This window comes from Pseudomonas sp. DP-17 (assembly GCF_022380625.1).
Lineage (GTDB): Bacteria > Pseudomonadota > Gammaproteobacteria > Pseudomonadales > Pseudomonadaceae > Pseudomonas > Pseudomonas nitroreducens_A.
Map to the genome: position 1 here is coordinate 33,743 of NZ_JAKSXG010000020.1, position 18,096 is coordinate 51,838.

Annotated in this window: 16 protein-coding genes; 6 read left to right on the forward strand and 10 right to left on the reverse strand. The window is 65.7% G+C overall.

Going from position 1 to position 18,096, the window contains the following annotated elements:
• Positions 1 to 3: 3 nt before the first annotated feature.
• The 9 genes from MJ122_RS28810 to gcl form a co-directional block, all read right to left on the reverse strand.
• Positions 4 to 1,668: a mucoidy inhibitor MuiA family protein gene (locus MJ122_RS28810; protein WP_239747047.1), complete on the reverse strand. Its 1,665-nt coding sequence runs from the start codon at positions 1,666 to 1,668 to the stop codon at positions 4 to 6.
• Positions 1,669 to 1,852: 184 nt separating this feature from the next.
• On the reverse strand, positions 1,853 to 3,100 hold the full coding sequence (gene sstT, locus MJ122_RS28815) for a serine/threonine transporter SstT (protein ID WP_088418156.1): 1,248 nt from the start codon (positions 3,098 to 3,100) through the stop codon (positions 1,853 to 1,855).
• 195 nt (positions 3,101 to 3,295) lie between these two features.
• Entirely contained in the window at positions 3,296 to 4,132 is an 837-nt protein-coding gene (gene dapF, locus MJ122_RS28820) for a diaminopimelate epimerase (RefSeq protein ID WP_239747048.1), read from the reverse strand.
• Positions 4,133 to 4,165: 33 nt separating this feature from the next.
• Positions 4,166 to 5,068, reverse strand: coding sequence for an urea transporter (locus tag MJ122_RS28825; protein WP_239747049.1), 903 nt, complete (start codon positions 5,066 to 5,068; stop codon positions 4,166 to 4,168).
• A gap of 521 nt (positions 5,069 to 5,589) precedes the next feature.
• Complete coding sequence (gene pyk / locus MJ122_RS28830; protein WP_239747050.1) at positions 5,590 to 7,020, reverse strand: pyruvate kinase; 1,431 nt, start codon at positions 7,018 to 7,020, stop codon at positions 5,590 to 5,592.
• Complete coding sequence (locus MJ122_RS28835; protein ID WP_239747051.1) at positions 7,017 to 8,288, reverse strand: glycerate kinase; 1,272 nt, start codon at positions 8,286 to 8,288, stop codon at positions 7,017 to 7,019. Before MJ122_RS28835 ends, pyk begins: the two co-directional genes overlap by 4 nt.
• Before the next feature lie 327 nt (positions 8,289 to 8,615).
• On the reverse strand, positions 8,616 to 9,506 hold the full coding sequence (locus MJ122_RS28840) for a 2-hydroxy-3-oxopropionate reductase (protein ID WP_239747052.1): 891 nt from the start codon (positions 9,504 to 9,506) through the stop codon (positions 8,616 to 8,618).
• Positions 9,507 to 9,625: 119 nt separating this feature from the next.
• A complete protein-coding gene (gene hyi, locus MJ122_RS28845) occupies positions 9,626 to 10,408 on the reverse strand; it encodes a hydroxypyruvate isomerase (protein WP_239747053.1) in 783 nt (260 codons plus the stop codon).
• Positions 10,409 to 10,544: 136 nt separating this feature from the next.
• A complete protein-coding gene (gene gcl / locus MJ122_RS28850; RefSeq protein WP_239747054.1) occupies positions 10,545 to 12,320 on the reverse strand; it encodes a glyoxylate carboligase in 1,776 nt (591 codons plus the stop codon).
• Positions 12,321 to 12,677: 357 nt separating this feature from the next.
• On the opposite strand from gcl, the gene MJ122_RS28855 reads away from it, so the two are divergent.
• Positions 12,678 to 13,109, forward strand: a complete 432-nt coding sequence (locus MJ122_RS28855; RefSeq protein ID WP_017516475.1) for a heme-binding protein — start codon at positions 12,678 to 12,680, stop codon at positions 13,107 to 13,109.
• A gap of 111 nt (positions 13,110 to 13,220) precedes the next feature.
• Here the strand turns inward: MJ122_RS28855 and MJ122_RS28860 are convergent, their stop codons facing one another.
• The gene (locus MJ122_RS28860; RefSeq protein ID WP_088418172.1) at positions 13,221 to 13,874 is read right to left on the reverse strand and encodes a TetR/AcrR family transcriptional regulator; all 654 of its coding nucleotides are present in this window, start codon (positions 13,872 to 13,874) and stop codon (positions 13,221 to 13,223) included.
• Between the two features lie 211 nt (positions 13,875 to 14,085).
• On the opposite strand from MJ122_RS28860, the gene moaA reads away from it, so the two are divergent.
• The 5 genes from moaA (at position 14,086) to MJ122_RS28885 (ending at position 18,055) form a co-directional block, all read left to right on the forward strand.
• Positions 14,086 to 15,081 carry a GTP 3',8-cyclase MoaA gene (gene moaA, locus MJ122_RS28865; protein WP_239747055.1) on the forward strand — a complete coding sequence of 332 codons (996 nt, stop codon included), beginning with the start codon at positions 14,086 to 14,088 and terminating at the stop codon, positions 15,079 to 15,081.
• Between the two features lie 131 nt (positions 15,082 to 15,212).
• Positions 15,213 to 15,977, forward strand: coding sequence for a transporter substrate-binding domain-containing protein (locus tag MJ122_RS28870; RefSeq protein ID WP_239747056.1), 765 nt, complete (start codon positions 15,213 to 15,215; stop codon positions 15,975 to 15,977).
• A 109-nt stretch (positions 15,978 to 16,086) separates the two neighbouring features.
• On the forward strand, positions 16,087 to 16,572 hold the full coding sequence (locus tag MJ122_RS28875) for a hypothetical protein (protein ID WP_088418176.1): 486 nt from the start codon (positions 16,087 to 16,089) through the stop codon (positions 16,570 to 16,572).
• 131 nt (positions 16,573 to 16,703) lie between these two features.
• The gene (locus MJ122_RS28880; RefSeq protein ID WP_239747057.1) at positions 16,704 to 17,099 is read left to right on the forward strand and encodes a PA2779 family protein; all 396 of its coding nucleotides are present in this window, start codon (positions 16,704 to 16,706) and stop codon (positions 17,097 to 17,099) included.
• Between the two features lie 11 nt (positions 17,100 to 17,110).
• On the forward strand, positions 17,111 to 18,055 hold the full coding sequence (locus tag MJ122_RS28885) for a PA2778 family cysteine peptidase (protein ID WP_239747058.1): 945 nt from the start codon (positions 17,111 to 17,113) through the stop codon (positions 18,053 to 18,055).
• The last annotated feature ends 41 nt before the right edge of the window (positions 18,056 to 18,096 follow it).

Consider the following 18,096-nt stretch of genomic DNA (forward strand, 5'->3'; position numbering starts at 1 on the left):
CCCTCAGTCCAGCCCGCTGACGTCCAGCTCCTTGGGATACTCCACGCTGAACTTGAAGGTGGTGCTGCGCTTCTCGCCCGGTTTCAGCTGCCAGTCCCACAGCAGCTTGCCGTCGTCCTCGCGGGCAGCGGACTGGCCTTCTGGCTCCAGCAGGGCAACCTTGATCTGCTCGTTGCGCGAGACCGGCAGCTGGTCCTTGAACTGCAGGCGCTGCTCGGTCTTGTGGTTGTTCTGCGCGTCGATGCGGAACTCGTAGGTGACGCGTTTGCGCCCGCCGGTGAGGCCGGTGTAGTCGGTGTAGCGGTTGACCAGCTTGCGCTTGATTGACATGGCCTCGTCGCCGCCCAGGGCCAGCTCGAAGGTCTCGCCCGGCATCACCGCGCGCAGCTGGCCGCTGGCGACGAAGGTGTTGCCCAGGTAGGTGTTGAGCGTGCCTGGCAGCAGCGGGTAGTCGCTGGCGTTGCGGGTGTCGGCCTGCAGGTAGGCGGCTTCGCGCAGCGACGGCGTGGCCAGGTAGCGGAAGGTTGCTGGCAGCTTGAACTGGGCGATGGCGACCTTCTGCGAGCTGCCGTCGCTGTTCAGCGTGGCGCGGGTCGGAATGTGGAAGGAGGCGCTGGTGGTGGCGCCACTGACTTCGGCGACGGCGACGGGCATCTCCGCCATCTCCGCCAGGGAGCCGGCCATGGCCATCTCGTCGGCAGCAAAGCGCTGGGCCTTCTTCGCCTCCAGCGCCACCATCGGCGCAGCTGGCGCCGGCGCGGGCCGTGCGGCCATTACCGCGCGCGGATCGACGGTGTCGACGAACCATGGCGAGAGCGCCGGTACGCTGCTGCCCAGGTTGGGGCGGGCGGTGGACAGGGTGAGGTCGACGTCGGTCCAGTCCTCGCCGCTGCTCTGCCGGACGATGCCCTGGTAGGTCATCTCGATCTTGTCCTCGCCGTCGCGCAGGCGGGCGTCGTAGGCCGGGCGCCAGGAGGCGTCGTAGAGCGTGTAGCTGAGCTGCAATTGGACCTGCGCGGGCTTCTCCAGCGCCACGCGCAGGATTGCGCGCTTGTAGTGGGTGCCGTCCCCGGCCAGGTGGCTGCGCTGGTTCTCCAGCTCCTGCTTGCGCTGCTGCAGCTCCTCGTTCTGCTGGTCGAGCTTGCGCTGCTCGTCGAGGATGCGGCCCAGGTTGCCCTCGCTCATCTGCAGCAGGCTCTTCAGCTCGTCGATGCTCGGCAGGGCCTGGTTCTTGCCCGGCTTGGTGCTGCTGGTCTGGATGTCGGCGAGGAACTGCTTCTGGTTTTCCAGCACGCTGCCACGGTCGCTGATCTCCCGTTCCTGCCGCTCAAGGTCGCGCAGCTGCGCGTCCAGCTGTTGCAGGCGGTTGTCTTCGGACGGAGGCGACACCTGCGGCGCACTGCTGACGTCGAGCAGGGTCGCGGCTGCGCTGGCGCTGAGCGAGGCCTGCAGGCTGTTGTCGTCGATGCGCAGGGGCAATTGCTCCAGCGCGATCTCGTGCTGGCCGGCGGGCAGTTGCAGGGTGGCGGTGCGGGTGACGATGGCACGGTCGGTATAGACGGTCACCGCGCTGATACGGCTGTCGGCCACCTGCGGCGCGGCCAGCAGCGAGGGACTGGCCAGCGCGCCGGCCATGGCGAGTATCAGAGGATGGAATCGAAAGGGCATGTGCTCACCTCGCGGCCTGGAAGGCGGCCGGCACTGCGGAACGCCACCATGGCGTCCGTCCATGCTGCTTGTGACGAAGCGGGCGGGAGGAACGGGTTGAGCGGGGGAAGGACGCGCCGGGATGGCCGACGAACGGTGAATTCTGCGGGAGGGAGCCGGGGCGTGGTTCGCCCCGGCGGGAGGATCAGGCGCGTTCGCCAGCCTGCGGCTCGTCCATGTCGCCCTCGGCCATGCAGGCCGCGGCGGTGAACAGCACGTCGGTGGAGGAGTTCAGCGCGGTCTCGGCCGAATCCTGCAGGATGCTGATGACGAAGCCCACCGCCACGACCTGCATGGCGATTTCGCTGGAAATGCCGAACAGGCCGCAGGCCAGCGGGATCAGCAGCAGCGAGCCGCCGGCCACGCCGGAAGCGCCGCAAGCGCACAGCGAGGCGACGACACAGAGCAGCAGGGCGCTGGGCAGGTCGATGGCAATGCCCAGGGTGTTGGCTGCCGCCAGGCTCAGCACGCTGATGGTGATGGCGGCGCCGGCCATGTTGATGGTGGCGCCCAGCGGGATGGACACCGAGTAGGTGTCTTCATGCAGGCCCAGGCGCTCGCACAACTGCAGGTTGACCGGGATGTTGGCCGCCGAGCTGCGAGTGAAGAAGGCGGTGACACCGCTTTCGCGCAGGCAGGTGAACACCAGTGGGTAGGGATTGCGGCGCAGCTTGACGAAGACGATCAGCGGATTGATCACCAGGGCCACGAAGAGCATGCAGCCCAGCAGGACGGCGAGCAGGCGCACGTAGCCCAGCAGCGCATCGAAACCGGACTCGGCCAGGGTGCTGGCGACCAGGCCGAAGATGCCCAGCGGGGCGAACGCGATGACCACGCGGACGATCAGTGTCACGCCGTTGGCCAGGTCTTCGACCATCTCGCGAGTAGCGGGGCGTGCGTAGCGCAGGGCGATGCCCAGGCCCACGGCCCAGCCGAGGATGCCGATGAAGTTGGCTTCCAGGAGCGCCTTCACCGGATTGCTGGCGATACTGAACAGCAGGGTATTGAGCACCTCGCCGATGCCGCCGGGGGGCGTGGCGTCCGCCGCGGCTGCGGCCTTGAGTACCAGGGTGGAAGGGAAGGCGAAGCTGGCGGCTACCGCGACCAGTGCGGCCGCGAAGGTGCCCAGCAGGTACAGCAGCAGGATTGGGCGGATGTGCGTGCGTTGCCCTTGCTTGTGATTGGCGATGGAGGACATCACCAGCACCAGTACCAGGACCGGGGCCACAGCCTTCAGTGCCGAGATGAACAGGTTGCCGAGCAGGCTGACGGCGCGGGCCGCTTCCGGCCAGACCAGGGCCAGGGCGATGCCCAGCAGCATGCCGATGAATATGCGCATGACCAGGCTGGTGCGCTGGAGTCGCTGCAGGAGAGTGGGAGCTGGAAGAGTCATGACGTCTTTCGCTGCGTAAATGAGGGGAACGCACCCGTGGCCGGATGCGGAAGGGGGCGGATTATGCCGTCTGCATCCGGGAAATGCGCGGTTACCCGTCGATTGAGCTACTCGGCGGACGTTACGCCGCAGTGTGGGCGAGCGTGGGCGGACCGGCATTGATCCATGCCGGTTGCCTTGGGAAAAGGCGGCAACTCAGCCGAGGTCGGCGAAGGCTTCCGGGTCCAGGTCGATGCCGGCGACCCGCTGCACGGCGCCGCGCATGGTCACCTTAAAGTCGTCCTCGACCCGGATTTCCAGGCGACCGCCGGCCAGGTGCAGGTCAATGTGCTCGTCACACAGGCCGAGCTTGCGCGCCACCGAAGCGGCGGCACAGCTGCTGGTGCCCGAGGACAGCGTGTAGCCGGCGCCGCGTTCCCAGATTTCCACGCGCAGCGCGTTGCGGGACAGCCACTGGACGAACTGCACGTTGCTGCGCCTGGGGAACAGTGGATGGTTTTCCAGTAGCGGGCCGAGGCGACAGGCCAGCTCGCGGCTGGTCTGTTCGACGAACACCACGCAGTGCGGGTTGCCCATGGATACGGCGTTGATCTTCAGCGCCACGCCGTCGATTTCCAACGGATAGTCCAAAGCCTCAGGGGCATCGATCAGTACCGGAATCCGCGCACAGGCGAACTCGGCACGGCCCATGGACACCTCCACGGTACGGCCCTCGTCGTCCACCTGGCTGGTGACGATGCCACCGGCGGTGACGATGTCGAAGGCTTTATCCGCCACCAGCCCGCAGTCCCAGAGGTAGCGGGAGAAGATGCGCAGGCCGTTGCCGCTCTTCTCCGCTTCGGAGCCGTCGGGGTTGAGGATGCGCAGGCCGAAGGCGGCATCGCTGTGGTTCGCCACCAGGATGCCGTCGGAGCCGACGCCGTGGTGGCGGTCGCAGACACGGCCGATCTGCGCGGCGGTCAGGGCGAACGGTGCGTCGCCCGCGTAGACCAGGTAATCGTTGCCCAGGGCCTGGTATTTCACGAAGTTCATCGGTGCGATCCGTCGCCGCAAAAGGGCCCTCGACTATACACGCGGGCCGCTGTTTTCCCTTCGCGGATCGGACAGCAGGGCTTCCAGCGCGCGCTGGCCGAGGATCACCAGCCAGCAGGCGAGGATGAAGGGCGCGGTGAAGGCGGGCAGGCCGATCAGCGCGAAGCAGGGTTGCAGCAGCACGGCCAGGACGATGCCGCACAGCGGAGCCAACGGACTGCGGGATCGCAGCGACAGGGCGATACCGGCCAGTGCGCCGTTCAGGCCGAGCAGACCGGCCTGGGCCGCGACGGCGGGCAGGTCCAGCAGCGGCGCCAGGGCCAGTGCGCCGGCGGCACCCGCCAGCGCCCAGAAGGCCGCGCGACGATCCGCCAGCAACAGGCCGAGGGCGATGGTCAGGCCGGCCAGCGGCTCGCCGAGGAAGATCACTTCGCCGAAGCCCAGTGCGGAGGAGTCCAGCAGCGGGTTCACTGTCCCACACGACAGGCAGGTGGCGCCGGCCGCCGGCACCAGGCCGATGGCCTTGCCCAGCGCGCTGGACACCCAGCCCAGCAGCACGAAGGCCGAGGTGTAGACCGGCAGGCCGAAGCGCCGGCGTGACTGGCGCAGCAGCACCGCCTGCACCGCGACGCTGGTGAGGATGGCGGCGACGCAGAGCATCACCAGCCCCAGGGACCATTGGAACAGGAAGGGCAGCAACAGGCCGATGAGGATCGGGTTGTAGTCGTGCAGGCCAGCGTCGATGTCTGTCTGCGGCTCACGCACGAAGCGCGCGGTGAGCGGGCCGAGCAACGCACCGAGTAGCGCGCCGGGAAGCAGTTGCGGCGCGGACCAGGCGATGGTCAGCAGCAGGATCAGGCCGAAACGGGCGTCGGCCTGCAGGTAGATCTGGCCGAAGCCGATCAGCCGGGTGGAGACGTATTTGTTCAGGGGCATTTGGGATCTGGGCAGTTGAAAGTGACTCCGCAGCGCCTCGTTGGGTGTAGGGCATCGGGGCCCCATCGGCGGGCGCTGCGTGAGACTCTTGTGACGCCGCCATACGGGGCGGCGCCACGGGTCTGGAAAAAGAAAAGAGGCTGTCCGCGGGATCACCGCGAACAACCTCGAAAATCCATGGCCAGCATTGGGAGTTGCTGCGTGGGGGCCATGGACCGACAAGCATTCGGTGCTCATGTTTCTGCTGCTGAACTCGTCAGTAGCAAGGTCAAACCCGGACGGACGGGGACGCGGCCCCGTATTCCCGGCCCCGTCCGTCCGGGAGTGACTCGGTGCGGAGGCACGCGGTATGGCGTGGCTCCTGAACTCGTTTGCCCTCTCCCCAGCCCGTCCCGCTAGCGCGAGAGGGGGCTTGAGTGGCCGGAGGCGGACACCGGCGTCACCGGCGGTGCCGAACTGCCCCCTCTCCCTTCGGAGCGGGGCGCGCAGCCAGGGTTGGGGAGAGGGCTTTCAGGCCTGCATTAAACCTCCAGCGCCGGCGCCACCGTCTCGATCCGCAGCATGTTGGTGCTGCCCGGCTGGCCGAAGGGCACGCCGGCGGTGATCACCACGGTATCGCCACGGCGCGCCATGCGCTGGGCCAGGGCGATGTCCAGGGCGGTGGAGCAGATCTCGTCGACGTGGGCGAGCTGCGCGTTGACCACCGAATGGACGCCCCAGGCCACGGTCAGGCGGCGGGCGGATTTCAGTTGCGGGGTGAGACTGAGGATCGGTGCCTTGGGCCGTTCGCGGGAGGCGCGCAGGGTCGAGGCGCCGGACTCGGTGTAGTTCACCAGCACCGCCACCGGCAGGATGCGGCTGATCCGGCGGATCGCGCAGCTGATGGCGTCGGAGACGGTGGCGTCCGGTTCCGGGCGGTTGATTTCCAGCGTCGCCTGGTAATCCGGCTCGGCTTCGACCTGGCGGATGATCTTCGCCATCATCTCCACGGATTCACGGGGGTATTGGCCCGAGGCGCTCTCGGCGCTGAGCATCACGCAATCGGCGCCTTCGCTGACGGCGTTGGCCACATCGGTTACCTCGGCGCGGGTCGGCGCCGGGGAGAAGCGCATCGATTCGAGCATCTGCGTCGCCACCACCACCGGGCGGCCGAGCTGGCGGCAGACCTGGATGATGCGCTTCTGGATGCCCGGCACGCTCTCGGCCGGCATCTCCACGCCCAGGTCGCCTCGGGCGACCATGATCGCGTCGGAGAGGCGGGCGATGGCTTCGATGGACTGCACCGCCGAGGGCTTCTCGATCTTGGCCATGAGGAACGCCTTGTCGCCGATCAGTGCGCGGGCTTCCTCGATGTCTTCCGGGCGCTGCACGAAGGACAGGGCGACCCAGTCCACGCCCAGCTCCAGGCCGAATTCCAGGTCACGGCGGTCCTTGGCGGTCAGCGGGCTGAGCTTGAGCACGGCCTCGGGTACGTTGACGCCCTTGCGGTCGGACAGCTCGCCGCTGTTCATCACGCGGGTCTCGATGGCATCGCTGTGGGCGTTGAGCACCTGCAGGCGAATCTTGCCATCGTCCAGCAGCAGGCTCATGCCCGGCTCCAGCGCCTGGATGATTTCCGGGTGGGGCAGCATGACACGCTGCTGGTCGCCCGGTGCGTCGTTGAGATCGAGGGTGAAGGTCTGGCCCTTCTCCAACTGCACCGCGCCTTCGGAGAAACGACCCACGCGCAGCTTCGGACCTTGCAGGTCCATGAGGATGCCGATGGGGTAGTTCAGTTCGGCTTCCACTTCCCGCACCCAGGCGAAACGCTGGGCGTGGTCGCTGTATTCGCCGTGGCTGAAGTTCAGGCGGAACAGGTTGGCGCCGGCTTCCACCAGCGCGCGGATGTCGTCGCGGTTTTTGATCGCCGGGCCCAGGGTCGCGAGGATTTTTACTTTCTTGTCAGGAGTCATTTGTCGTTCTCGAGGACCAGGATGGCGCGGAAGTCGTTGACGTTGGTGCGGGTCGGCCGGGTGATCACCAGGTCGCCCAGTTCGGCGAAGAAGCCGTAGCCGTTGTTGTTGTCGAGCTCGTGCAACGGGTTCAGGCCGGCCTTGAGGGCGCGGCTGTAGCTGCATGGGCTCATCAGGGCACCGGCGTTGCTTTCCATGCCGTCGATGCCGTCGGTGTCCCCCGCCAGGGCCCAGATGTTCGGTTCACCCTTGAGGTCGGCGGTGAGGCTGAGGAGAAACTCTGCGTTGCGTCCGCCACGGCCATTGCCGCGCACGGTCACGGTGGTCTCGCCACCGGAGAGGATCAGGCACGGCGCCTTCAGCGGCTGGCCATGCTTGCGAATCTGCCGGGCGATGCCCGCGTGGACCTTGGCCACCTCGCGGGACTCGCCTTCCAGGTCGCCCAGGATCAGTGTCGGGATGCCGGCGGCTTCAGCCTTGGCAGCCACCGCGTCGATGGAGTGCTGGGGCGTGGCGATCAGCTTGAAGTGGCTGCGCGACAGGCATTCGTCACCGGGTTTGACGGTCTCCGAGCGCGGGTCTTCCAGCCAGGCGCGGACGTTCGCCGGGATGTCGATGGCGTAGCGCTTGAGGATCGCCAGGGCGTCGGCCGAGGTGGTCGGGTCGCCCACGGTGGGGCCGGAGGCGATCACCGTGGCCTCGTCGCCGGGCACGTCGGAAATCGCGTAGGTGTACACGCTGGCCGGCCAGCAGGCGCGTGCCAGGCGGCCGCCCTTGATGGCGGAGAGGTGCTTGCGTACGCAGTTCATTTCGCTGATGGCGGCGCCGGATTTCAGCAGGGCCTTGTTCACGCTGCGCTTGTCGTCGAGGCTGATGCCTTCGGCCGGCAGGGCGAGCAGCGCGGAGCCGCCGCCGGAGAGCAGGAAGATCACCCGGTCGTTCTCGGACAGGCCGCTGATCAGCTCCAGCACGCGGCGTGCGACGCGTTCGCCGGCATCGTCCGGCACCGGGTGCGAGGCTTCCACCACTTCGATGCTGCGGCACTCGGCTCCGTAGCCATAGGGCGCGACCACCAGACCCTGGACCTCACCTTTCCAGTGCTTCTCGGCGACTTCGGCCATGGCGCCGGCAGCCTTGCCGGCGCCGATGACGATGGTGCGGCCGCCCTTGTCGGTGGGCAGGTGCTGCGCCAGTACCTGGGCCGGATGCGCGGCGGCAATGGCGGTGTCGAACAGCTCGCGCAGGAAGGCGCGTGGGTCGAGGCTCATGACAGGCTCCCGTGATTCTTCTTGTGGTGTATCCATGGCTCAGTCGCCTTCGCAAAAGGAGACTCAGCGATGGATTCGAACGCCCCGGCCGGCGAGGCCGTGATTCCCTCCGGCCGGGTGTTCGAGTCGCTTTGCAGCGTGGCGGGCGAAGCCACTCCCATAACTTCGCCCGTCACCTTGCTTCGTGGCGGATAACGCCGTTGGCGTTATCCGCCCTACGCCTTGCTCTGCGCAGGATGGGGGGAGCCTGCGATACCCATCACCCAGCAGCGGTGCCGGGATCGATGGGTATCGCTGCGCTCCACGCCATCCTACGAAGGTGCTTCTTCAGTCCTTGCGGATGGAGAAGTTGGCCATGTGCTCCAGGCCCTTGATCAGGCCGGAGTGGTCCCAGTTGCTGCCGCCGATGGCCGCGCAGGTGCTGAACACCTGCTGGGCGTTGGCGGTGTTGGGCAGGTTCAGGCCCAGTTCGCGAGCGCCGGCCAGGGCCAGGTTGAGGTCCTTCTGGTGCAGGCTGATGCGGAAGCCCGGATCGAAGGTGCCTTTGACCATGCGCTCGCCGTGCACTTCGAGGATGCGCGAGGAGGCGAAGCCGCCCATCAGCGCTTCACGCACCTTGGCCGGATCGGCGCCGTTCTTCGCGGCGAACAGCAGGGCTTCGGCGACGGCCTGGATGTTCAGGGCGACGATGATCTGGTTGGCCACCTTGGCGGTCTGGCCATCGCCATTGCCGCCGACGCGGGTGATGTTCTTGCCCATGGCCTGGAACAGCGGCAGGGCGCGTTCGAAGGTGTTCGGGCAGCCGCCGACCATGATGCTCAGGGAAGCGGCCTTGGCACCGACTTCACCGCCGGAGACCGGGGCGTCCAGGTACTGCGCGCCGGTGGCCTTGATCTTCTCGGCGAAGGTCTTGGTGGCGGTGGGGGAGATCGAGCTCATGTCGATCACCACCTTGTTCGGGCCCACGCCTTCGGCGATGCCGTCCTTGCGGAACAGTACGTCTTCCACCTGCGGGGTGTCCGGGACCATCACGATGATGAACTCGGCTTCCTGGGCGACTTCCTTGGGGTTGGCCAGGGCGACGGCGCCGCCGTTGGCCAGCTCGGCGGGAGCGGCATCGTGGTGGGTGGAAACGAAGATCTGGTGACCGGCTTTCTGCAGGTTCAGTGCCATGGGCAGGCCCATGATGCCGGTGCCGATGAATCCGATTTTGGCCATGAGGAATTCTCCTGGTTGTTCTTGTTGGGCATTCGGCTCCCTGCGTACCCAGGGAGTCGATGTGCAGGCCGTAGGATGGGTATCGCTGCGCTCCACGCCATCCAACGAAGTGAGTCGGGTCACACCACGTTGTGGCTCTTCAGCCAGCCGAGGCCGGCTTCGGTAGTGGTCTTGGGCTTGTATTCGCAGCCGACCCAGCCGCGGTAGCCGATGCGGTCCAGGTGGTCGAACAGGAAGCGGTAGTTGATCTCGCCGGTGCCCGGCTCGTGGCGGCCGGGGTTGTCGGCCAGCTGCACGTGGTTGATCGAGGCGAGGTTCTTCTCGAGGGTCCGCGCCAGGTCACCTTCCATGATCTGCATGTGGTAGATGTCGTACTGCAGGAACAGGTTGGCGCTGCCGACCTTCTCGCGGATGTCCTGGGCCTGCTTCGTGGTCTGCAGGTAGAAGCCGGGAATGTCGATCGTGTTGATCATTTCCATGACCAGCTTGATGCCCGCGGCTTCGAGCTTTCCGGCCGCGTACTCCAGGTTGTTCAGGAAGGTGTTCTCGATGGTCGCGCAGTCGTAACCCTGCGGGCGGATGCCGGCCAGGCAGTTGACCTGGGTGTTGCCCAGGACCTTGGCGTAGGCGATGGCCTTGTCGACGCCGGCGCGGAATTCCTCGACGCGGTCCGGGTGGCAGGCGATGCCGCGCTCGCCTTTCGACCAATCGCCCGCCGGAAGGTTGAACAGCACTTGCTCGAGCTTGTTGGCGTCCAGGCGGGCCTTGATCACCTCGGCCTCGACGTCATACGGGAAGAGGTACTCGACACCGCTGAAACCGGCGCGCGCGGCGGCTTCGAAACGGTCGAGGAAGTCCACCTCGGTGAACAGCATGGACAGGTTGGCGCAGAAACGGGGCATGGGGTCACTCCTGTTGAACGGGTGGTGCGTGGTGCTCGGCTTCTTCAAGTAAGAGAGCAGGGGGTGGGGGACTCTCCGCCAGGAAATGTCCACCCCCAGCTCCTCCCCGCAGGGAGGAGTCGTTCGGTCCGGCTGATCAGTCGAGCAGCGAGATGGCCGTCGGCGCGTCGACACCTTTCAGGGCCAGCTCTTCGAACTCGTTGACCGCGTTGATCTCGGTACCCATGGAGATGTTGGTGACGCGCTCCAGGATGACCTCGACCACCACCGGTACACGGTGCTGCTGCATCAGCTCGCGAGCCTGGGCGAAGGCCGCACCGATCTGGTTCGGGTCGAACACGCGGATCGCCTTGCAACCCAGGCCTTCCACCACCGCGACGTGGTCCACGCCGTAGCCGTTGAGTTCCGGGGCGTTGACGTTGTCGAAGGCCAGCTGCACGCAGTAGTCGATCTCGAAGCCGCGCTGCGCCTGGCGGATCAGGCCCAGGTAGGAGTTGTTCACCAGCACGTGGATGTACGGCAGGTTGAACTGCGCACCGGCGGCCAGCTCTTCGATCATGAACTGGAAGTCGTAGTCGCCCGACAGCGCGACGACCTGACGGCTCGGGTCGGCCTTGACCACGCCCAGGGCTGCCGGAATGGTCCAGCCCAGCGGGCCGGCCTGGCCGCAGTTGATCCAGTGGCGCGGCTTGTAGACGTGCAGGAACTGCGCGCCGGCGATCTGCGACAGGCCGATGGTGCTGACGTAGCAGGTGTCCTTGCCGAAGAACTCGTTCATCTCTTCGTAGACGCGCTGCGGCTTGACCGGCACGTTGTCGAAGTGGGTCTTGCGCTGCATCGTGCGCTTGCGCTCGCGGCAGGCCTCGACCCAGGCGCTGCGGTCCTTGAGCTTGCCGGCGGCCTTCCACTCGCGGGCGACTTCCAGGAACACGTCCAGGGCGGAGCCGGCGTCGGAAACGATGCCCAGGTCCGGGGTGAACACGCGGCCGATCTGGGTCGGTTCGATGTCCACGTGAACGAACTTGCGGCCCGCGGTGTAGACGTCGACGGAACCGGTGTGGCGGTTGGCCCAGCGGTTGCCGATACCGAACACCATGTCCGATTCCAGGACGGTGGCGTTGCCGTAGCGGTGCGAGGTCTGCAGGCCGCACATGCCGGCCATCAGCGGGTGGTCGTCCGGGATGGTGCCCCAGCCCATCAGGGTCGGGACCACCGGCACGCCGGTCAGCTCGGCGAATTCCACCAGCTTGTCGGAAGCATCGGCGTTGATGATGCCGCCGCCGGCGCAGATCAGCGGACGCTCGGCGTCGTTGAGCAGGGCCAGGGCTTTCTCGGCCTGGGCGCGGCTGGCCTTGGGCTTGTTCACCGGCAGCGGCTCGTAGGCGTCGATATCGAATTCGATCTCGGCCATCTGCACGTCGAATGGCAGGTCGATCAGCACCGGGCCGGGACGGCCGCTGCGCATTTCGAAGAAAGCCTTCTGGAAGGCATAGGGCACCTGGCCCGGCTCCAGCACGGTGGTCGCCCACTTGGTGACCGGCTTGACGATGCTGGTGATGTCCACGGCCTGGAAGTCTTCCTTGTGCATGCGCGCACGGGGAGCCTGGCCGGTGATGCAGAGGATCGGGATGGAGTCGGCGGAGGCCGAGTACAGGCCGGTGACCATGTCGGTGCCGGCAGGGCCGGAGGTGCCGATGCACACGCCGATGTTGCCGGCGTTGGTGCGGGTATAGCCCTCGGCCATGTGCGAGGCGCCTTCCACGTGGCGGGCCAGGACGTGATCGATGCCACCGAGTTTCTTCATGGCCGCATACATGGGGTTGATGGCGGCGCCCGGTACGCCGAAGGCGGTATCCACGCCTTCGCGACGCATGACAAGTACGGCAGCCTCGATTGCTCTCATTCTGGCCATATTTTGTTCCTCGGTTCTTATACTGATTGTGTACAAAAGTTGAGGCGATTCTAGGCAGGCAATTCGATGGAGGTCAAGACGGGTTGTATACGAGGGACTGAGTGGTCATTTTTTGTTAAAAGCCTTCTATTTCGAGGCTTTCGACGAAAACCTGAACGCTGGGTCAAACTATCGTTTGAAAAAATGTATACAAAAATAGATATGAATTGTCCTTTTCAGTTGCTTTGGGTGAGACCTTCGGCTACTAGATTGCGTACAGATTTCTGATACGCGTGTGCGCAGCTTTGACATCTACGCGCGGCGTCGCCCCGGCTTATCCACCTTGATCGGTCTTATCAACTTGAAGAGGAAAACCTCATGAGCACCCTGAATCTGGAAACCGCACTGGACATCACCCGCCACGCCCTGGTCGCCAGCCGCGAGCTGTCCACTGCACCGCTGACCATTGCCGTGCTGGATGCCGGCGGGCACCTGTTGAGCCTGCAACGCGAGGATGGCGCGAGCATGCTTCGCCCGCAGATCGCCATCGGCAAGGCCTGGGGCGCGGTGGCGCTGGGCAAGTCGTCGCGCGTGCTGGCGGCGGACGCTCAGCAGCGCCCGTCGTTCATCGCCGCGGTGAACACCTTGGCGCAGGGCAACGTGGTGCCCGCGCCGGGCGGCGTGCTGATCCGCAATTCGGCCAATGAAGTGATAGGCGCCATCGGTATCAGCGGCGATGCCTCGGACATCGACGAGCAATGCGCGATCCGTGGCGTGCAGGCGCTGGGCCTGGTCGCTGACGCGGGCTGAGTCAGGAAGGGAAGGGCGCGCAGATCACCGCGCGTCACTCCTACGCGTTTCCGCGGCACCAGTAGGATGGGTGGAGCGAAGCGATACCCATGCGGCAGCGGTTGAAAACCGTTAGATCGACAACGGCCGCAAACGCCCCTGCGGCTTGTGCTCTCCACCATTGTCCGGCGCGGTGCCACGCAGTACCAGGCGGGTAATGGTATCGGTGGCCGCCTCGAAGTCCGCGTCGCTCAGGCTGGTCTTGCCGGTGACAATGGAAATCTGCCAGTCGAAATCGGCGTAGGTCTGGGTCGCCGCCCAGATGGTGAACAGCAGGTGGTGCGGGTCCACCGGCGCCAGCAGGCCGCGGTCGATCCAGCTCTGCAGGCAGGCGATATTGCGCTGCGCCTGTGCGTTCAGCTCATCCAGATATTCCTTGGGCAGATGCGGCGCACCGTGCATCAGTTCGCTGGCGAACACCTTCGACGCGTGCGGCAGTTCCTGGGAAATCTTCACCTTGGAGCGGATGTAGGCGCGCAGCGCCTCGCTTGGCTCGTCGTCCTCGCGGAACGGCGCGGAGGCCTGCAGCAGCGGCTCCACGACGCTTTCCAGCACGCAGCGGTAGAGATTTTCCTTGGACTGGAAGTAGTAGTAGACGTTGGGCTTGGGCAGCCCGGCGCGAGCGGCGATGTCGCTGGTCTTGGTCGCCGCGAAACCCTTCTCGGCGAATTCTTCGCTGGCTGCGCGAAGGATGAGGCGACGGTTACGCTCGCGAATGCTGGTCATTGGCTGGTCTTCTTTCTTTTATTGCTGTTGTCACAGAACAGAGCCGGGCATGGTAGCACCGGGCTCTCGGCCCCCTCAACTTGGGGCTCTCGCGGTACTTACGAGCAATTTCCTGACTCGTGGGTCGATTTTGTGTGTACAGCGGCGGTGTTCTAGGGTATTTCTAGCGCACTTTCGTTCGGCGCCTGCCATCCGGAACTTCCCACTGCCCATGTCCGATTCCCAGTTGGTCGACCCCTTCGGTCGACGCATCACCTACCTGCGCCTGTCGGTCACCGACCGCTGCGACTTCCGCTGCACCTACTGCATGAGCGAAGACATGCAGTTCCTGCCGCGCGACCAGGTGTTGAGCCTTGAGGAGCTCGAAGCCGTCGCCGACGCCTTCATCGGCCTGGGCGTGAAGCGCATCCGCATCACCGGCGGCGAGCCGCTGGTGCGCAAAGGGCTGACCGGTCTGCTGGCCAGGCTGGGCGCACGCCCGGAGCTGGACGATCTGTCCATCACCACCAATGGCTCGCAACTGCGCGAGCGCGCGGCCGAGCTGCGTGCAGCAGGCGTGCGCCGGCTGAATATCAGCCTTGACTCGCTGCGCCGCGAACGCTTCGCCGCCTTTACGCGCTCCGACAAGCTTGAGCAGGTGCTCGACGGCATCGACGCCGCCCGCGAGGCCGGCTTCGAGCGCATCAAGCTCAATGCCGTGGTCCAGAAGGGCCGCAACGACGACGAAGTCTGCGACCTGGTGGCCTTCGCCCTGGAGAAGGGCATCGACATCAGTTTCATCGAGGAGATGCCGCTGGGCAGCGTCAGCAGCCATGAGCGAAAGCAGACGCTGTGCAGCAGCGACGAAGTTCGCGCGCAGCTCGCCGAGCGCTGGCAACTGCTGCCCACGCCTGAACGTAGTGGTGGTCCATCGCGCTACTACCGCATCGACGGCTACGCCAGCCGCATCGGCTTCATCTCGCCGCACAGCCACAACTTCTGCGGCGACTGCAATCGGGTGCGAGTGACTGCTGAGGGCAAACTGGTGCTCTGTCTCGGCCACGAAGGCGCACTGGACCTGCGCCAGTTGCTGCGCGATCACCCCGGCGACAGCGCGCGCCTGCGCGAAGCGCTGATGCAGGCGTTGCAGCTCAAGCCCGAACGCCATCATTTCGAAGCCGACCAGCAGGTTCAGGTACTGCGCTTCATGAGCATGACCGGTGGCTGAGTCCGCCACGGCGGGCTCCCGGCCCGCCTGACAGAACAAGAACAACAGGTAACAAGGAGAGTCGTTTGAAGCTCAAGGCATTCGGCTGCGCGCTTGCCAGCATCCTTTTCAGCGGTGTTTCAGGTGTCGGTATGGCCCAGACCTACGTGGTCGGCGTCGAGAATCTGCCATTCGCACCGCACTACAGCACCGACGCGCAGGGCAATTACCAGGGTTTCGCCCGCGAGGCGCTGGACCTGTTCGCCAGCAGCGTCGGCATTACTCTGCAATACCGCCCGCTGCCGGTGGATGCACTACTGCCGGCACTGCTTTCCGGGCAGGTCGATTTCAAGTACCCGGACAACCCCAACTGGGCGCCTGGGCAAAAGGCCGGCACGACCCTGCGCTACAGCCAGCCGGTGGCCGAGTATGTCGATGGTGTACTGGTGGCGCCGGAGCGTCTGGGGAAGGGGCTCGCTGCCCTGAAGCGCCTGGCGCTGGTGGAGGGCTGGACGCCGCGCGGTTACGAGCAGCCGGTGCAGTCGGGGCAGATTACCCTCGCGCCCAGCGCCGACCTCAAGCAGATGATCCACGCCGCGCTGAAGAAGCAGGCCGACGGCGCTTATTTCAACGTGGTGGTCGCCACTTTCTACCTGGACAATATCCGCGCGAAACCGGGGGCGCTGGTGTTCGATCCTTCGCTGCCGCACACGCGCAGCGCCTTCCATCTCTCCACGCTGAAGCAGGGCGAACTCGTCGAGCGCTTCGACCGCTTTCTCGTCGATCACGCCGAGGAAGTGGCCGCGCTCAAGGCCAAGTACGGCGTCGAGGCGAATCTGGATTCCGAGCACCTGGGCGTCGAGCAATGGAAAGTGGATTTCCTCGAGCGCCAGAAAGCCAAACAGAAGTCGCCCTGAGCCGCTGGATTCCCTAGAATCGCCGCTGCCGTTTGCGCGCCAGCCGTAGGGAGGATGAAGTGCGCCGCGCTGTGATCTTCCTTTGCTGCCATTGTCTGCCGGAGCCGGCATGAGCGAGCTCCGGATTCCTCTGCACGAAGGCGCGCTGGTCTGTCCCGGTTTCCGCATCCAGACCCAGCCTGAACCTTCGCTGGCCATCGATGGGGATCTGCTCTGGGCGCTGGAGCAGCCCCAGTGGTCCCCCTTGGCTGTGTCGCTCAAGGAGCGTGACGGCGCGCTGTGGATCACACCGTTGCCACTGGCGCGCCAGGCTGGATTCGACCCGCAACGGGTGATCGGCTGGCGCGACGAACCGGTGCGCATCGAGCAGCCCGACGGCATCGAGGATGCCGAAGCCGCCATTCACTGGTGGCGCGGCGGCGCGCTCGAGGATGTGCGCGGGCGTGTCAGCCACCACCCCTGGGGTCGCCTGCTGCGACTCGAAGGTCCGGGTATCGGCCCCGAGCACATTCTCTTTCCCCGTGGTTTCGCCTGCGTCTACCTGGGGCATCTGGATGCCGACTGGCGCCAACTGCGCTTCGAACTCTTTTCCTGAGCTGTAATCTCACTAGATAGCGGCCCTGCGGTTGGCGCCGATGTGGCGGGAGCGTGGCGGTCGGTTGTCTCGCGTGCGAGCGGCCCGCATCTCCTGCTTAGTGCATGCAGTCCATGATGAGGTGACCCAGAATGACCATAACAAGACGGGTGAAAAGCCTTGCAGCAGTCCTGGTGTTCGCGCAGTTGGGTGTGGTTGCGGAAGTCCCGTTGGCCCAGGCCGCCATGGTGGGTACTGGCGAGGTGCTTCAGGCGCAGCAGCAACAGGTCGACCGCGAGCAACTGCTGAAGATGCTTGATGACCAGGGTGTGCAGAAAAAGCTGCAGTCCATGGGCGTCGAGCGCAGCAAGGTCGAGCAGCGCATCAGGAGCCTGTCCAACGAGGAGCTGGCGCAGTTCAACCAGCAACTGGACCAGGCGCCTGCTGGCGGCATCATCGGCATCATCCTGTTGTTCCTGTTGATCTTCGTGATTACCGACCTGCTCTGCATCACCCATATCTTCACCTTCGTGAGGTGCCAACGTTGAGGCGTTGGGCCATGGCCGTCGCGCTCGCGGCGGCCGTGGCACTCGGCGGCTGTGCGCAGGCGCCGAAGTTGCCATCCAGCGTGGACGCGTTGCCGGAACGGGTGGAACTGAGCGAGGTACAGTTCTTCCCGCAGCAGGAATTCCAATGCGGCCCGGCTGCGCTGGCGACCATGCTCAATCAGCGCGGCATTCGCGTGACGCCGCGCGAGCTGAAGGATCGGGTGTTCATTCCCGGGCGCGAGGGCAGTCTGCAGGTGGAGCTGGTGGCGGCCGCGCGTGAGAAGGGCATGCTGGTCTATCCGCTCAAACCGCGACTGGAGAACATCCTCAGCGAAGTCGCAGCGGGCAATCCGGTGCTGATTCTGCAGAACCAGGGGCTCGATTGGCTGCCGGTCTGGCACTTCGCGGTGGTCGTTGGATTCGACCGCACCCGTCATGAACTGATCCTGCGTTCGGGTATCACCGAGCGTCTGCTGATCGACTTCACCGCCTTCGACCTGACCTGGAAACGCAGCCAGCGCTGGGCAGTGCTGACCGTTCCGGCGGATCGCCTGCCGGCCACCGCGGAGCCGACGGCCTGGTTGCGGGCCGCACATGACCTGGAAGAAACCGGCCAGCCGGCCCTGGCGGAGCAGGCCTATCGATCCGCCACCCGCGCTTGGCCACAGGAGTCGCTGGGGTGGTTTGCACTGGCCAATGCGCGCTACACGGACGGTAATCTGGGTGATGCCGAGCAGGCTTTGCGTCGCAGTGTGGGTGCAAGGCCGGCATTTGCCGCGGGCTGGTTCAACCTGGCCAACGTGCTGGGCGAGCGCGGCTGCCCGCGGGAGGCCGATTCGGCAGCCAGTTGTGCGCGGCAACTGGCGCCGGACGATACGCGCTTCTCGCAGAAAGTGGGCGGTCCGGCGAAGGCAGGCTCCCGTTGCGAGGCAGTGCCTGCCTGCCCCGCCAACTGATGCGCAAGGTTTCCTGAACCGAAGCGGGGAGGGCGTAGCCT

What these genes read in the sequence shown, in the direction of transcription:
- MJ122_RS28810 (WP_239747047.1), bottom strand. Translation starts at nt 1,668, where the DNA reads ATGCCCTTTCGATTCCATCCTCTGATACTCGCCATGGCCGGCGCGCTG.
- sstT (WP_088418156.1), bottom strand. Translation starts at nt 3,100, where the DNA reads ATGACTCTTCCAGCTCCCACTCTCCTGCAGCGACTCCAGCGCACCAGC.
- dapF (WP_239747048.1), bottom strand. Translation starts at nt 4,132, where the DNA reads ATGAACTTCGTGAAATACCAGGCCCTGGGCAACGATTACCTGGTCTAC.
- MJ122_RS28825 (WP_239747049.1), bottom strand. Translation starts at nt 5,068, where the DNA reads ATGCCCCTGAACAAATACGTCTCCACCCGGCTGATCGGCTTCGGCCAG.
- pyk (WP_239747050.1), bottom strand. Translation starts at nt 7,020, where the DNA reads ATGACTCCTGACAAGAAAGTAAAAATCCTCGCGACCCTGGGCCCGGCG.
- MJ122_RS28835 (WP_239747051.1), bottom strand. Translation starts at nt 8,288, where the DNA reads ATGAGCCTCGACCCACGCGCCTTCCTGCGCGAGCTGTTCGACACCGCC.
- MJ122_RS28840 (WP_239747052.1), bottom strand. Translation starts at nt 9,506, where the DNA reads ATGGCCAAAATCGGATTCATCGGCACCGGCATCATGGGCCTGCCCATG.
- hyi (WP_239747053.1), bottom strand. Translation starts at nt 10,408, where the DNA reads ATGCCCCGTTTCTGCGCCAACCTGTCCATGCTGTTCACCGAGGTGGAC.
- gcl (WP_239747054.1), bottom strand. Translation starts at nt 12,320, where the DNA reads ATGGCCAGAATGAGAGCAATCGAGGCTGCCGTACTTGTCATGCGTCGC.
- MJ122_RS28855 (WP_017516475.1), top strand. Translation starts at nt 12,678, where the DNA reads ATGAGCACCCTGAATCTGGAAACCGCACTGGACATCACCCGCCACGCC.
- MJ122_RS28860 (WP_088418172.1), bottom strand. Translation starts at nt 13,874, where the DNA reads ATGACCAGCATTCGCGAGCGTAACCGTCGCCTCATCCTTCGCGCAGCC.
- moaA (WP_239747055.1), top strand. Translation starts at nt 14,086, where the DNA reads ATGTCCGATTCCCAGTTGGTCGACCCCTTCGGTCGACGCATCACCTAC.
- MJ122_RS28870 (WP_239747056.1), top strand. Translation starts at nt 15,213, where the DNA reads ATGGCCCAGACCTACGTGGTCGGCGTCGAGAATCTGCCATTCGCACCG.
- MJ122_RS28875 (WP_088418176.1), top strand. Translation starts at nt 16,087, where the DNA reads ATGAGCGAGCTCCGGATTCCTCTGCACGAAGGCGCGCTGGTCTGTCCC.
- MJ122_RS28880 (WP_239747057.1), top strand. Translation starts at nt 16,704, where the DNA reads ATGACCATAACAAGACGGGTGAAAAGCCTTGCAGCAGTCCTGGTGTTC.
- MJ122_RS28885 (WP_239747058.1), top strand. Translation starts at nt 17,111, where the DNA reads ATGGCCGTCGCGCTCGCGGCGGCCGTGGCACTCGGCGGCTGTGCGCAG.